The 13,794-nt window shown below is 63.9% G+C and carries 13 protein-coding genes; 7 read left to right on the forward strand and 6 right to left on the reverse strand.

From position 1 onward, the window contains the following. Positions 1–6: 6 nt before the first annotated feature. The 5 genes from katG to ACSFC7_RS10145 form a co-directional block, all read right to left on the reverse strand. Entirely contained in the window at positions 7–2,190 is a 2,184-nt protein-coding gene (gene katG / locus ACSFC7_RS10125) for a catalase/peroxidase HPI (protein ID WP_436347586.1), read from the reverse strand. Between the two features lie 120 nt (positions 2,191–2,310). Then, on the reverse strand, positions 2,311–2,508 hold the full coding sequence (locus tag ACSFC7_RS10130) for a catalase (protein WP_436347587.1): 198 nt from the start codon (positions 2,506–2,508) through the stop codon (positions 2,311–2,313). Between the two features lie 168 nt (positions 2,509–2,676). Then, positions 2,677–4,020, reverse strand: a complete 1,344-nt coding sequence (locus ACSFC7_RS10135) for a RimK family alpha-L-glutamate ligase (RefSeq protein ID WP_436347588.1) — start codon at positions 4,018–4,020, stop codon at positions 2,677–2,679. A gap of 97 nt (positions 4,021–4,117) precedes the next feature. After that, positions 4,118–5,587 (reverse strand): oligosaccharide flippase family protein, encoded by a 1,470-nt coding sequence (locus ACSFC7_RS10140; RefSeq protein WP_436347589.1) that lies wholly within the window; start codon positions 5,585–5,587, stop codon positions 4,118–4,120. Positions 5,588–5,958: 371 nt separating this feature from the next. Then, positions 5,959–6,708, reverse strand: coding sequence for a GNAT family N-acetyltransferase (locus ACSFC7_RS10145; protein WP_436347590.1), 750 nt, complete (start codon positions 6,706–6,708; stop codon positions 5,959–5,961). 205 nt (positions 6,709–6,913) lie between these two features. Between ACSFC7_RS10145 and ACSFC7_RS10150 the strand changes: the two genes are divergently transcribed. The 7 genes from ACSFC7_RS10150 to ACSFC7_RS10180 all read left to right on the forward strand — a co-directional run bounded on the left by ACSFC7_RS10150 (position 6,914) and on the right by ACSFC7_RS10180 (position 13,474). Continuing rightward, positions 6,914–8,014 carry a succinylglutamate desuccinylase/aspartoacylase family protein gene (locus tag ACSFC7_RS10150; protein WP_436347591.1) on the forward strand — a complete coding sequence of 367 codons (1,101 nt, stop codon included), beginning with the start codon at positions 6,914–6,916 and terminating at the stop codon, positions 8,012–8,014. A 192-nt stretch (positions 8,015–8,206) separates the two neighbouring features. Further along, entirely contained in the window at positions 8,207–8,635 is a 429-nt protein-coding gene (sdhC, locus tag ACSFC7_RS10155; RefSeq protein ID WP_436347592.1) for a succinate dehydrogenase, cytochrome b556 subunit, read from the forward strand. Then, positions 8,635–9,006 carry a succinate dehydrogenase hydrophobic membrane anchor subunit gene (locus tag ACSFC7_RS10160; protein WP_090304888.1) on the forward strand — a complete coding sequence of 124 codons (372 nt, stop codon included), beginning with the start codon at positions 8,635–8,637 and terminating at the stop codon, positions 9,004–9,006. The genes sdhC and ACSFC7_RS10160 overlap by 1 nt, the downstream gene beginning before the upstream one ends. Further along, complete coding sequence (locus tag ACSFC7_RS10165; protein WP_436347593.1) at positions 9,003–9,881, forward strand: succinate dehydrogenase/fumarate reductase iron-sulfur subunit; 879 nt, start codon at positions 9,003–9,005, stop codon at positions 9,879–9,881. The genes ACSFC7_RS10160 and ACSFC7_RS10165 overlap by 4 nt, the downstream gene beginning before the upstream one ends. Position 9,882: 1 nt before the next feature. Continuing rightward, positions 9,883–11,721 (forward strand): FAD-binding protein, encoded by a 1,839-nt coding sequence (locus tag ACSFC7_RS10170; RefSeq protein ID WP_436347594.1) that lies wholly within the window; start codon positions 9,883–9,885, stop codon positions 11,719–11,721. A 216-nt stretch (positions 11,722–11,937) separates the two neighbouring features. Continuing rightward, positions 11,938–12,126, forward strand: coding sequence for a hypothetical protein (locus ACSFC7_RS10175; protein ID WP_436347595.1), 189 nt, complete (start codon positions 11,938–11,940; stop codon positions 12,124–12,126). A gap of 43 nt (positions 12,127–12,169) precedes the next feature. Beyond that, the gene (locus ACSFC7_RS10180; RefSeq protein WP_436347596.1) at positions 12,170–13,474 is read left to right on the forward strand and encodes a 5'-deoxyadenosine deaminase; all 1,305 of its coding nucleotides are present in this window, start codon (positions 12,170–12,172) and stop codon (positions 13,472–13,474) included. Positions 13,475–13,519: 45 nt separating this feature from the next. Here the strand turns inward: ACSFC7_RS10180 and ACSFC7_RS10185 are convergent, their stop codons facing one another. Next, positions 13,520–13,714 carry a XapX domain-containing protein gene (locus ACSFC7_RS10185; RefSeq protein ID WP_436347597.1) on the reverse strand — a complete coding sequence of 65 codons (195 nt, stop codon included), beginning with the start codon at positions 13,712–13,714 and terminating at the stop codon, positions 13,520–13,522. Positions 13,715–13,794: the final 80 nt, after the last annotated feature.

The raw sequence follows: 13,794 nt of genomic DNA on the forward strand, positions 1-13,794 counted from the left end.
GAGTCCTTACTCGAGGTCGAAGCGATCGAGCGTCATCACCTTGCTCCACGCATCGACGAAGTCGCGCACGAACTCTTCCTCGGCGTCGTCGGAGCCGTAGACGTCCGCAATGGCTCGAAGCCGGGAGTTCGAGCCGAAGACGAGATCCACGCGGGTACCCGCCCACTCGACGTCGCCCGTTTCACGGTCGCGCAGCTCGTAAATATCGTGGGCGTCCGCGGGCGCTTCCCACTCCATGATGTCCTTGTCCTGGGAGTCCGAGACCGCTTCCCACTCGTAGTCCATGGAGAGCACGGTCTCGAAGAAATCGTTGGTCAACGTCTCCGGCTGGTCGGTGAAGACGCCGAGCTCGGAACTCTTGTAGTTCGCGCCCAGCGCTCGCATGCCGCCGACCAGCACCGTCATCTCGGCGGCCGTCAGGTCCAGGAGGTCGGCCTTGTCGACCAGCAACTCCTCCGCCGAACGGTCGTGCCCGTCACCGAGGTAGTTACGGAACCCGTCGGCTTCCGGTTCGAGCGCCTCGAAGGACTCGACGTCGGTCTGTTCCTGCGAGGCGTCGGTGCGGCCCGGTTCGAACGGAACCTCCACGTCGTAGCCGGCATCCGCGGCCGCCCGCTCGACGGCTGCGTTGCCGCCCAGCACGATCAGGTCGGCCAGCGAGACCCGCACGTCGTCGGATCGCGAGCCGTTGAACTCCTCCTGGATCCCTTCGAAGGTCTCCAGTACAGTTGCCAGCTGCTCCGGCTCGTTGACCTCCCAGCTCCGCTGCGGTTCGAGGCGAATGCGAGCCCCGTTCGCGCCGCCGCGCTTGTCGCTGTCGCGGTACGTCGATGCGGCCGCCCAGGCGGTCTTGGCCAACTGGGAGACGGACAGGTCCGAAGCGAGGATTTCCTCCTTGAGTTCGGCGATCTCCTCGTCCCCGATCAGTTCGTAGTCGGCGTCGGGGATCGGGTCCTGCCACAGCATCTCCTCGTCCGGGACCTCCGGGCCGAGGAACCGAATCGGCGGGCCCATGTCGCGGTGGATCAGCTTGTACCACGCCTTCGCGAAGGCGTCCTGGAACTCGCGCGGGTTCTCCTGGAAGCGCTCGATGATCTCCCGGTAGTCGGGATCCCGCTTGAGCGCGACGTCCGTCGTCAGCATCATCACGTCTTCCTTCTCCGACGAGTCCTCGGTGCCCGGTGCGACCACATCGAGTTCGCCGTCCTTCGCGGTCCACTGCCACGCGCCGCCGGGACCCTTCTCCGGCTCCCACTCGTACTCGAGCAGGTTGTTGAGGTAGCCCATGTCCCACTGCGTCGGCGTGGCGTTCCACGGACCCTCGATCCCGCTGGTGATCGCGTCGGACCCCTTGCCGGAGCCGTGGCTGCTCTCCCAGCCGAGACCCTGCTGGTCGATGGGGGCCGCCTCGGGCTCCGGGCCCATGTGCTCGTCGGGGTTTTCGGCGCCGTGGACCTTTCCGAACGTGTGTCCGCCGGCGATGAGCGCCGCCGTCTCCTCGTCGTTCATCGCCATCAGGCCGAACGACTCTCGAATCCGTTCCGCCGACCCCTCCGGATCGGGCTCACTGTCAGGTCCCTCCGGATTCACGTAGATGAGACCCATCACGGTGGCAGCGAGCGTCCCTTCGAGTTCTCCCTCCTCGTCGAAGCGGTCGGACGCTTCCCACTCGTCTTCGGGTCCCCAGTCGACGGCCTCGTCGGGCTCGAATTCGTCCTCGCGCCCGCCGGCGAAGCCGAACGTCTCGAATCCCATCGACTCCAGAGCCACGTTCCCGGCCAGGACGATCAGGTCGGCCCACGAGAGTTTGCGGCCGTACTTCTGCTTGACCGGCCAGAGCAGCCGGCGCGCCTTGTCGAGGTTCGCGTTGTCGGGCCAGCTGTTCAGGGGCGCAAAGCGCTGCGTGCCGCCGGACGCGCCACCGCGGCCGTCGCTGGTGCGGTACGTGCCTGCGCTGTGCCACGCCATCCGAATGAAGAGCGGCCCGTAGTGGCCGTAGTCGGCCGGCCACCAGTCCTGCGACGTCGTCATCACCTCTTCGATGTCCGCCTTTACTTCCTCGAAGTCGAGTTTCTGGAACTCCTCGGCGTAGTCGAACTCCTCGCCCATCGGATCGACCGGACGAGCGTTCTGGTCGAGGATCTTCAGGTTCAACTGATTCGGCCACCAGTCTTGGTTGGACCTAGTCATCATCGAACAGTTGCTGCTTTCGCATGATAAGATTATCTATCCCGGAACGAACTCTTCGCTGTAGGCCAAGAAATATTTCTGACCTGTGAATTTTTGTGAGGGTGTGCTCGTGGACCGTATTCAGCATAGCTGCGAAAAACTGTCACGACGTGTGGGTTTCGACGAGATCAGGTCGATCACCGCGCCCGCCTTGGATAACGTATCGACCATCGTGCACTCCGAGAGTTCGTCGTTCGTACAGGTGTAGGTCCCGTACGTACTGCCGCCCATCGCGTAGACGGCCCGCTCCGGGATGCGCTCCCGGTTGAACTGGGCCATCTTCTCGAGAACGAATCCGTTTCAAATTTCCATAGACGATTTCCGATACGGCAACATAAAGTAGTAGATCCGTAGTTACCGTGACGATGGCCATCGAAACCCGTTACCGGCAGCTACAGCCCTCGTGACGACCGTAACCGGAAGTTCGATTCCCGGCGTGCGGTCCGATTACTCCTCTTCTTCGGGGGTGTCCGGAACGTCCTTGTCGGCTCGTCGACCCACGTCGACCTGGTAGTTGCCGAGGATATCCCGGCCGAGGATGACGGGATAGTCCATGTGGCTGCGGTCCTCGACGCTCGCGGTAACGGTGTGTTGGTTACCGCCGACGCCGACGACGACGTCGACGACGGGCCGGCTCTTGGCGGTCTTGCTGCTGCCCGAGCGAATGCGCGTGATGGATTTGATCGGGCCGGCACCGATGTCGGCCGCCAAGCCGGTGTCGATGCTCGTCCGCGTCGCGCCGGTGTCGGACTTCGCGAGGACGGACTTCGAGCCGCTGGTCCCCGACAGCACCACTTCCTCGGTGTAGCCGATGATGGAGGGCTCCGTATCCGGCGACGTCGCCTCGACGGGTTGGGCCGTCGGTCGGGAGTCGTCGAGGACGTTCGCCAGGTCGCGGACGCGGTCCTCGTCGACCTCGCCGCCGGCCTGCTCGATCGCGAGTTTGGCGATGTACGGTGCCGGACTCACCTGCGTCGCCTCGTAGAGTCCCTTGAACCCCGCCGTCGGGTTGACCTCGAGGACGAACCAGCCCTCGTCGCCTTCGACGAGGTCGACGCCGGCGTAGTCGAGGCCGATCGCGGTCGACGCTCGGCGGGCCATATCTCGTGCTTCCTCGGGGAGGTCGTCGGTCGCGTCCTCGACGTTGCCGCCGAGGGCGACGTTCGTTCGCCAGTCGTTGTCCGGTGCGTAGCGGTACATCGCGCTGATGATCTCTCCGTCGACGACGTAGACGCGAGCGTCGAAGTGGCGGTCGTCGTCTCGGTCGATGAGTTCCTGCAGGAAGGCGTATCGGTTGCCGACTTTGGCGTTAACCGGATCGTCGCCGCTGACCTTCCACGTCCCGCCACCGTGCGTGCCGATCGCGGTCTTGTAGACGGCCTCCTCCCCGTACTGGTCGCGAGCGGCGTTCAACTTCTCGCTGCTCAGTGCGAGGGTGACGTCGGGCGTTCTGACGTCGTTGGCTGCGAGCGTCGTCGCCGTCGCGAGCTTGTGGATCGCCGTCAGCACCGTCGACGGCTCGTTGAGCGTTGGAATCAGCTGTGCAAAGGTGTTCGCCAGCCCGAGCTCCTCGGCGGGCTGTTCGGTGTTCGAGAGGAGCATTCGGTTCGCGATGACGTCGATGTCGGGTTCCAGGACGACGCTGCCGTCGGTAACGCTGATCGACGTGTTCTCAGATCGAAGCCACTCGGTTTCGTGACCGAGCCCCTCGACGGCGTTCAGGATCGCTTTCGTCTCTTTACTCGTATGTAGACTTAATACTCCAACGGTGACAGGATCGTCGACGGCCATACTATCGTAGACGACGAGGTGGGGGAAAAGTATACTGTCATCGAACGACGGCAGGAGACCGATACCGCCGGTTTTTGTTCGGCTTTCCGAGAGTTCGTCACGTGATCGCCGCTCGCACTTCCCCCGGATCGACCAGTCCGCTCGCGACGGCGAGGACGGCCCACGTGGCCGCGCCGAGTGCGATCGCACCGAACAGCATCACCAGACTCGAGACCATCGGCGTCACGACCAACACGGCGACGGCCATCACGCCCGTGATGGCACAGATCAATCCGATCGATCGACCGAGGCGTAACAGGTTGAGATCGAGTTCCAGATGGACGATGTAGAGGTTCACCGCGACGTACACCGAGTGCGTGGCGACCGTCGCCGCTGCGGCGCCGACGACCCCCATAGTGGGAATGAGGAGGATATTCAGTCCGAAGTTGGCCGCGGCCGTTCCGCCCTTCGCGATCGCCCGATGGCGGGCGCGGCCGAGGTAGTCCAGACTGTCGCTGGTCAGGTTCGTGATCGCCTGCAGGACGACGAACCCGGCGAGAATCTGGAGGACGGGTACTGCACCCGCGTAGTTCTCACCGATGACCATCGTGACGAACGGCTCCGCGACGATCGCGAGTCCGGCGGCCGCGGGGATGTACAGCAGCATCGTATTCGACAGCGCCGTCTCGTAGATCTGGCGGGCTTCCGCGAGCTGTCCCGAGGCCTTCTGCTCCCCGAAGTTCGGGGAGATCGTAAAGCCGAGCGCCTCGGCGGGCGAGAGCACGAAGTCGGTGATCTGCTTGGCGATCGTGTAGAACGCGACCGCGGTCGGCGTCAGGAAGACGCCGACGAGGACGGTGTCGATCTGTTTGTCGACGATGTTCGCACTGCGCGTCGCCGTCAGCGGCACGCTGTACTCGAGGAGCCGTCGGGACAGGCCGTCTTCGTACGTCTCCGCGGCGTCGTACGGCGCGTAGTACGTGTAGTAAAGCAGTGCTAATCCGACGACGGCCGCGATCGCGTAACCGACGATGTAGCCGAAGAAGGCGCCGAGCGCACCCAGCCCCAGCAGGGCGAACCCGACGGCGAAGACGAGTCGAGCGAACCCGCTGAGCGCCTGGACGCCGGCGCTGTAGACGAGGTTGTTGAATCCCTGAAAGGCGATCTGTGTGAAGGTGCTAAAGGAGAATACGGCGACGTAGATCACGCCGGCCGCGAGAAACGGTGCGGCTTCCGGATTCCCCAGCGTGGTCGCGATCTGTTCGTGAAACAGCAAGAGGAGGTAGCCGACGAACGTGAGCGCGACGATTTTGATCGTGATCGTCGACGTGATCAGGTAGGGGATCTGCCCCGGATCCTTCTCGCTGTACTCCGAGATGTATCGCGCTGCGGATTTCCCGATCCCGAGGTCGGCGACTAACTGAACCATTGCCAGAATGCCGATCACCCAGTATAGCGTCCCGTAGCCGTCGGTATCGAGGAGATACCGCGCCAGTACGAACATCAGCAGCGCGCTCGAGAGCATATAGACCGCTCGAGCGACTAGCGTTGCCTTGAACCCGTGGACGATGTGCTCCTGTCTACTCATTCGAAATCCGTTGGACTACGTGGTGGCTCCGGCGACCGATCGATCGTTCGAACGGAGTGGGGACTGACGCAGTTGTTCGGTGGACTGATCCCGCAATTGTAATGCGGAGGCAAACAGTGTACGCTCGAAATACTGGTGCTGAAACAGTCGGCTACACTCTCTCACCGCCTGACACACCGGCGATCCCCGTCGTGGCTCGCCTTTCGCTCGAGACTCGGGTAAGAGCCGTCAAACGGGTCGGTAAGCCCGCCGTACTTCGAATTGACTCACCGCAGTGACAGCCTCTCCCACTCCGACACGCGGGGTGTTTTCCGTCCCATACCCGGTCGTTCCGGAGACCGGGAGACCCGATTAGTCCCGCGGCTGTCCGGTCAGAGGTACGACGCGTCCCAGCGCGTCGCTTTCCGGCGGTTACCACAGACGTTGCACTCGATTCGTCCCATCGTGTCCATCGTGTTGTCCAGCGAGTCGCAGTTGCCACAGAGCCAGGCGTACAGTTCGTCCTGCTCCTCGGTCTCGTAGGCGCCGTAGAACGGCGACTTTTCCCCGCGAGAGGCCTCGCCGTAGCTCACGTAGACCGTTTCGCCGTCGATCTCGAGTTCGTCGACGGCCTCCCAGCCCTCGTCGCCGATCTCGCCTTCGACGTAGACGTTCTCCGTGAACGTCTCGTCGCCGATTTCGACGTCCCGTTGGCCGGCCTGTTCGAAGCCGTGATCCTCGTAGAACTCGTTGCCGCCCTCGTTGTCCTCGAGGACGAGACACTGGATGTGATCGGCGCCCTCCTCGAGGAGTTTCTCGCGGGTCCGGACGAGCAGACGGACACCCGTGCCGCCGCCGCGGACGTCGGGGTCGATGTGGAGCCACAGGATTCGGCCGGTGCCGTAGCGCTGGCCGATCAGATCGTTCTGGGAGAAGCCGACGATCTCGCCGTCGCGCTCGATAACGAGGATGAGCGAGTGACTGTCCTCGAGTTCGTCGGCGAACGACTCGCCGTACCACTGGTCGATAGCGTCGTCGACGGTCTCCTCGTCGAGGAAATCAGTGTAGGTTGACTCGAGCGAGCGGTGGGCGATCGATCGGATGGCGTCGATGTCGGCGTCGGTCGCTTCACGAATCTCCATAGCCGACAGTACCATGCCCTCGTACAAAACGTATGCCCACGGAATCAGTTTTTTCTGGCCGTCCCTACGGCGGGGCAAGCGGTTTCGGTACTATCGATACCGAAGGCGGGTCTGACCGGCGGGTAGCAGCCGGTGTCTGTCGGTGTGGACGGTTCTCTCGGGTCTACAGGAGAACATTCACATTGCTTCCCGCGGAGACACTACTATGAGCGACGAGATGGACGAACCACCCGACAGCGGTTCGTCCGACCCAGCCGAGGCGTTTACGTACAACGGCGGCCGGGTCGATCCCGGCGAGTCGGCCAACATTCGGTACGGCATCAGCGAGACGTACCTCGGTGATCCCGTGCGGATCCCCGTGACGGTCATCAACGGCGAACATCCCGGTCCGACGGTCTGTCTCTCGGCGGCGGCCCACGGCGACGAACTCAACGGCATCGAGGTCGTCCGCGAGGTCGCCCACGACTGGGATCACTCGATGCTGCACGGGACGTTGATCTGTCTCCCGGTGATGAATGTGCCGGGCTTTCTCGCCCAGGAACGATACCTGCCGATCTACGACAGGGATCTCAACCGGTCGTTCCCCGGCCGCGAGGGGTCGACCAGCGCCCGGCGGATGGCCTACCGGATTTTCACGAACTTCATCGAGCCCTGTGACCTCGGGATCGACTTTCATACGTCCACCCGCGGGCGAACCAACATGCTGCACGTGCGGGCTAATATCGAGCAACCGACCATCGAACGCCTCGCGAAGGCGTTCAGTTCGAACGTCATCATCGCCGGCGAGGGCCCCTCCGGAACGCTCCGGCGGGAGGCCACGCAGGCCGGCGTTCCGACGATCACCGTGGAGATGGGCGAAGCCCACCGGTTCCAGCGCCGTCTGATCGACCGCGCGCTGACCGGCGTCGCGAGCGTGCTCGCCGAATTCGGCCTCCATCAGGAGTCCTCGGTCCACTGGCCCGGGTGGCGAACCGTCATCGACGACGACAACGAGAAAACCTGGATCCGCGCGGACGCCGGCGGTATCGTCGACATGAAGCGCGGCCGCGGGGAGTTCGTCCGCGAGGGCGAAGTGATCTGTGCGATCACGAACCCGTTCAAGGAAGAGGACGACATCGTCACCGTCGAAGCGCCGTTCACCGGCCTCATCGTCGGCGTCCTCGAGAACCCGGTCGTCTACCCCGGGAACCCGCTGTGTCACCTCGTCGGGCTCTCGTCGGACACCCGAACGGCGCTCGAGCGGGAACGAACGAAAGCGAGTTCGCGGTCGGAGCTCCGGTCGACCGGCGACGCCGTCGAGAACTAGTCACCGAAACGGGCACCCTTCTGCCGTCGGTCACGAGAACCGGTGGCCAGTCGGCCCCTCGAGTCCCGAACTGGTTCGGGGGTTGTCGCCGATCCAGGTTTCTTCCTGACTACTCGTGTTCGCGTAGAAGACGAGACAGGAGCGATAAAAGTAACTTCTATACCCCCGCAGTCTAACCGTCCACATGAGCGTATGAGTCAGTCTTACAATCGCGGTCTCATCGAGGACTTCGGCCGATGGAAGGAGTTCTCGGCCGGCATGTGGGCGTGGATCTTCCACAAGTTTACCGGGTGGATGCTGATCGGCTACCTGTTTACCCACATCGCCGTGCTGAGTACAGCTATCGGCGCAGCGAGCGGCGACGCCTCGCTGGTTGCATCGGGCGACGATATCTACACGAACACCATTCAGGGACTCGAGTCGCTGTTCATCATCCGCGTGCTCGAGGTCGGACTGCTCGCGGTGGCAGTGTTCCACATCCTGAACGGGCTTCGACTGCTGATGGTCGACCTCGGGGTCGGCCTGGAGGCACAGGACAAGAGTTTCTACGCCTCGCTGGTGCTGACGGCGCTCATCACCATCGCGAGCGTCCCGACCTTCATGGACGGGGTGACCCTCTGATGGCGGAGCGATACTCCTCGTTCACGCCCGGCGGCACCGGGTGGCTGCTCCAGCGGATCACGGCGGCGTTTCTCGTCGTCGTTCTCGCCTTCCATTTCTTCCAGTTACACTTCGTCAACCACGCGGCGGACGTCACGTTCGCGGGCACGCAGGCCCGCATGGAGAACGTCGGCTACTTCCTGACGATGGTCCTGTTCCTGATCGCCGGGACGTTCCACGGCGTCAACGGCGTCTACAACGCGCTGGTCAACCAGGGCCTGAAGGGAACGCAGAAGAAGGTCGTGCTCGCGGTGCTTGTTATCGCGAGCGTGGCACTCATCGTGCAGGGAATCTACGTTGCAATGGCTATGGCAGGGGTCGAGATCGTATGAGCACTCAACAACAGGAACCCGAACAGCCGGAGAGTCAGGAGGCACCGGAAGACCCCGAAATGCGGGGGGCCGAGTCGCCGGTCGACGAGAGAGAGAAAGAAGGCGGCGAGATCGATCAGACGACGGCCGACAGGGCCGAACTCGAGGGGGAGACGGTCCTCATCAAGGTCTTCCGCTACGACCCCGAAGTGGCGGACAAGCAGGAGCCGCGCTTCGACGAGTTCCACGTCCCCTTCGAGAAGGGGATGACCGTCCTCGACGCCGTGATGTACGCGCGAGACAACTACGACTCGTCGCTGACGTTCCGACACTCCTGTCGGCAGGCCGTCTGTGGCTCCGACGCCTTCTTCGTCAACGGCAATCAGCGTCTGGGCTGCAAGACCCAGATGGCCGATCTCGAGCATCCGGTTCGGATCGAGCCGCTGCCCCACCAGGAGGTCGTCAAGGACCTGGTCGTCGACATGGACCACTTCTACGACCAGATGCACACCGTCGAGCCCTACCTTCAGCAGGAGGACCTGCCGACGGGCGACCTCGAGGAACAGCGACAGTCGCGCGAAAACCGCGAGAAGATCAAGATGTCGACGCGCTGTATCTGGTGTGGCGCGTGCATGTCTTCGTGTAACATCGCGGCCGGCGACAACGAGTATCTCGGCCCGGCGGCGATCAACAAGGCCTACCGGTTCGCGATGGACGACCGCGAGGACGAGGAGGTCAAAGAGCACCGACTCCGCATCATCGAGCAGGAACACGGCGTCTGGCGCTGCCAGACCCAGTTCTCCTGTACCGAGGTGTGTCCGAAAGACATTCCGCTCACCGAGCACATTCAGGAGCTCAAGCGGGAAGCGGTCAAGAAAAACCTGAAGTTCTGGTAACATGTACGAACACGACGTTATCGTGGTCGGCGCCGGCGGCGCCGGTCTCCGTGCTGCGGTCGCAGCGGACGAGGCGGGTGCTGACGTCGCACTGGTCTCGAAACTCCACCCGGTTCGCAGTCACACGGGTGCAGCGGAGGGCGGCATCAACGCCGCGCTCCGCGAGGGCGACGACTGGGAACTCCACGCCTACGACACGATGAAGGGGTCTGACTACCTGGCCGACGCCCCGGCGGTCGAGACCCTCACGCAGGACTCCCCCGAAGACACCATCACCCTCGAGCACTGGGGCATGCCGTTCTCCCGCGAAGAGGACGGTCGCGTCTCCCAGCGCCCGTTCGGTGGGCTCTCGTTCCCGCGAACCACCTACGCCGGCGCGGAGACGGGTCACCACCTGCTGCACGTGATGTACGAGCAGGTCGTCAAACGCGGCATTCAGGTCTACGACGAGTGGTACGTCATGGATCTGGCGACGACCGACGAGGACGACCCCAACGAGCGCGAGTGCCACGGGGTCGTCGCCTACGACGTCCAGTCCGGGACGGTCGAGGGCTTCAAAGCGAACGACAGCGTCATCCTCGCGACCGGCGGTCCCGGGCAGGCCTTCGACCACACCACGAACGCCGTCTCCTGTACCGGCGACGGTCACGCGATGGCCTACCGTGCGGGCGCGCCGCTCGAGGATATGGAGTTCATCCAGTTTCACCCGACCTCGCTGCCGTCCACGGGCGTCCTTATTTCCGAAGGTGTCCGCGGAGAGGGTGGGATCCTCTACAACAACGAGGGCGAGCGGTTCATGTTCGAGTACGGCTACGCGAACAACGACGGCGAACTCGCCTCCCGCGACGTCGTCGCGCGCGCCGAACTGACCGAAGTTCAGGAGGGCCGCGGCGTCAACGACGAGTACGTCCACCTCGACATGCGCCACCTCGGCGAGGAGCGCATTCTCGACCGCCTCGAGAACATTCTGCACCTCGCGGAGGACTTCGAGGGCGTCGACGGCCTCGTCGAACCGATGCCGGTCAAGCCCGGCCAGCACTACGCCATGGGCGGGATCGAGGTCGACGAGAACGGCCAGACCTGCATCGACGGTCTCTACGCGGCCGGCGAGTGCGCCTGCGTCTCCGTCCACGGCGGGAACCGACTCGGCGGCAACGCCCTGCCGGAACTGATCGTCTTCGGCAAGCGCGCCGGACGCCACGCCGCCGGCGACGACCTCGGCGAACCCCAGATCCGAACCGGCTACGGCGACGACGTCGAGGACGAAACCGAGACCGAACTCCCCGTCCAGCCCGGTAGCGCCGGCCTCGATTCGTCCGGCGGCGTCGCCGCTGATGGGGGAGTCACGGCCGACGCCGAGGGTATCCTCGAGCGTCAGGTCGAGAGCGCCCGCGAGCACGTCGACTACCTGATGGAGAAGGATACCGGCGTCCAGCACGCCGAGATCCGGCAGAAGCTCCAGAACGCGATGACGGACTACGTGAACGTCTTCCGGACCGAGGAGGGCGTCAAGAAAGCCCTGAAACTCATCCGCGAGTGCCGCGAGGAGTATCAGGACGTCTACGTCGACGATCCCTCGCGCACGTTCAACACCGACCTTCAGCAGACCATCGAGACGCGCAACCTTATCGACGTCGCCGAGACCATCGCGCTCGGTGCGCTCGTGCGCAACGAGTTCCGCGGCGCTCACTGGCGCCAGGAGAATCAGATCCGCGACGACGAAAACTGGCTCAAGCACACGCTCGTCTCTTGGGACGACGGCGAGCCGTCGATCTTCTACCGGCCGGTCATCCTCGAGGGCGAGGACAAGACCTACGAGCCGAAAGACCGCAGCTACTGACGGCTCACTACGGGCTTTTTTCACGGGTAGCTACTAACGATCGCGTTCTCGACCAACACCAGCAGGGGTGAACTACCCCGCCCTACTCGCTCGCTGGGGATAGGGTGGGACCGAAGGTCCCGCTGACCATGCGGATGGGCCTTCGGTCCGTGAGCAGACGGGGGCTTGGCACCCTTACCGGCACCACTAAATATCCGGTCCAGTTTCCCTCACGTAATGGGAATCGAGCGATTCGTCCGGCTGAACCTCGTTCTCGTTCCGGCGCTCGCGATCGCGTTCTACCTGTTCGCCGACCGACTGCCGTTGATACTCCTGCCGCTCGGCGTCGGCTATCTCACGTTCGCCGTCCTCATCTCGCTCGCCTGGGGCCTCTCGCGGCTCTCGCTGTCGCGCCGGTCGTCCTGAGATCCACAGAGATAAGGGCCACCGCCGGTTATCGAGGCTCGATATGTTGTTGTCGGGAACCGTCGTCGTCGACGCTGAGACCGTAATTCACGACGGCGGCGTCGTCGTCGAGAACGACCGCATCGTCGTCGTCGGCGATCGGTCGACCTGTCTCGAGCAGTATCCGGACCACGAACGCGACTCCTACGACCTCCTCGCGCCGGGGACCGTGGGCGCTCACGTTCACTCGGTCCAGAGTCTCGGCCGCGGCATCGCCGACGACACCGAACTCCTCGACTGGCTCTTCGAGTACGTCCTCCCGATGGAGGCGTCGCTCTCGCCGGAGGCGATGCGCGCCGCGGCCGAACTGGGCTACCTCGAGATGATCGAGAGCGGGACGACGGCCTGTATCGATCACCTCTCGGTCGCCCACGCCGGGGAGGCGTTCGAAGCCGCTCGAGCCCTCGGGATTCGCGGCCGACTGGGGAAGGTGATGATGGACAAGGAAGCGCCGCCGGGGCTGCTCGAGGACACCGACGAGGCGCTCGCCGAGAGCGAGCGACTCATCCAGCAGTACCACGGCGTCGACGACGGCCGCATTCAGTACGCCGTGACGCCGCGATTCGCCGTGAGTTGCACGGAGGACTGTCTTCGCGGCACTCGAGAACTCGCGGACGCCTACGACGGCGTGCGGATCCACACCCACGCGAGCGAGAACCGCGGCGAGATTCAGACGGTCGAGGACGAAACCGGCCGGCGGAACATCCACTGGCTCAACGAGGTCGGCCTGACCGGCGAGGACGTCGTGCTCGCCCACTGCGTCTGGACCGACGAGTCCGAGCGCGAACTGCTCGCCGAAACCGGAACCAACGTGACCTACTGCCCGTCGTCGAACATGAAACTCGCGAGCGGCGTGGCGCCGGTGCTCGACTATCTCGATCGGGGGATCAACGTCGCGCTGGGCAACGACGGCCCGCCGTGTAACAACACGCTCGATCCCTTTACCGAGATGCGACAGGCCAGTCTGCTCCAGAAGGTCGACCGACTCGAGCCGCAGGCCCTTCCCGCACAAACGGTGTTCGAGATGGCGACGATCAACGGGGCGCGCGCGGCGGGGTTCGATCGGGTCGGAACGCTTCGCGAAGGGTGGAAAGCCGATATCATCGGCCTCGAGACCGACATCACCCGCGCGACCCCGCTCCACGACGTGCTTTCCCATCTGGTGTTCGCCGCCCACGGCGACGACGTGCAGTTCACGATGGTCGACGGTGACGTCCTGATGCGAGACGGCGACGTGCTCGTCGCGGACGCTGCGGCGATCCGATCGCGGGCCCGCGAGTTCGCCGCGGACCTCGACGCTGCACCCTGATACCACACGGCACGACCCGTTCGACAACCGACGTGACTCGTCTCGTCAGAACCCGACCGAATCGAAGACGCCGACGCTGACGCCCAGATACTGCACGAGTTTGTATCCCAGATAGATTCCAACGATCCCCATGAGCCCCGGAAGTTCCGGCGGTGCCGGGATCGGGACATCGAAAACGGCGAAAAACGCACCGGTGAGCAAGCCGGTCAGCAGTCCCAAGACGACGAGTTGGAGATTCATGACCGTTGAGGAGACGGTCGATACCAAAAAGCGCTCTGACTCGCGCTGCCGGTTCATCACTACTTCGACGTCCCTGACCG

Origin of the sequence: Natronorubrum halobium (assembly GCF_051351675.1) — an archaeon.
In the GTDB taxonomy this organism is placed as follows: Archaea; Halobacteriota; Halobacteria; order Halobacteriales; family Natrialbaceae; genus Natronorubrum.

Coding starts and splice junctions, on each gene's coding strand:
- katG (WP_436347586.1), bottom strand. CDS start 2,190: ATGACTAGGTCCAACCAAGACTGGTGGCCGAATCAGTTGAACCTGAAG.
- ACSFC7_RS10130 (WP_436347587.1), bottom strand. CDS start 2,508: ATGGCCCAGTTCAACCGGGAGCGCATCCCGGAGCGGGCCGTCTACGCG.
- ACSFC7_RS10135 (WP_436347588.1), bottom strand. CDS start 4,020: ATGGCCGTCGACGATCCTGTCACCGTTGGAGTATTAAGTCTACATACG.
- ACSFC7_RS10140 (WP_436347589.1), bottom strand. CDS start 5,587: ATGAGTAGACAGGAGCACATCGTCCACGGGTTCAAGGCAACGCTAGTC.
- ACSFC7_RS10145 (WP_436347590.1), bottom strand. CDS start 6,708: ATGGAGATTCGTGAAGCGACCGACGCCGACATCGACGCCATCCGATCG.
- ACSFC7_RS10150 (WP_436347591.1), top strand. CDS start 6,914: ATGAGCGACGAGATGGACGAACCACCCGACAGCGGTTCGTCCGACCCA.
- sdhC (WP_436347592.1), top strand. CDS start 8,207: ATGAGTCAGTCTTACAATCGCGGTCTCATCGAGGACTTCGGCCGATGG.
- ACSFC7_RS10160 (WP_090304888.1), top strand. CDS start 8,635: ATGGCGGAGCGATACTCCTCGTTCACGCCCGGCGGCACCGGGTGGCTG.
- ACSFC7_RS10165 (WP_436347593.1), top strand. CDS start 9,003: ATGAGCACTCAACAACAGGAACCCGAACAGCCGGAGAGTCAGGAGGCA.
- ACSFC7_RS10170 (WP_436347594.1), top strand. CDS start 9,883: ATGTACGAACACGACGTTATCGTGGTCGGCGCCGGCGGCGCCGGTCTC.
- ACSFC7_RS10175 (WP_436347595.1), top strand. CDS start 11,938: ATGGGAATCGAGCGATTCGTCCGGCTGAACCTCGTTCTCGTTCCGGCG.
- ACSFC7_RS10180 (WP_436347596.1), top strand. CDS start 12,170: ATGTTGTTGTCGGGAACCGTCGTCGTCGACGCTGAGACCGTAATTCAC.
- ACSFC7_RS10185 (WP_436347597.1), bottom strand. CDS start 13,714: ATGAATCTCCAACTCGTCGTCTTGGGACTGCTGACCGGCTTGCTCACC.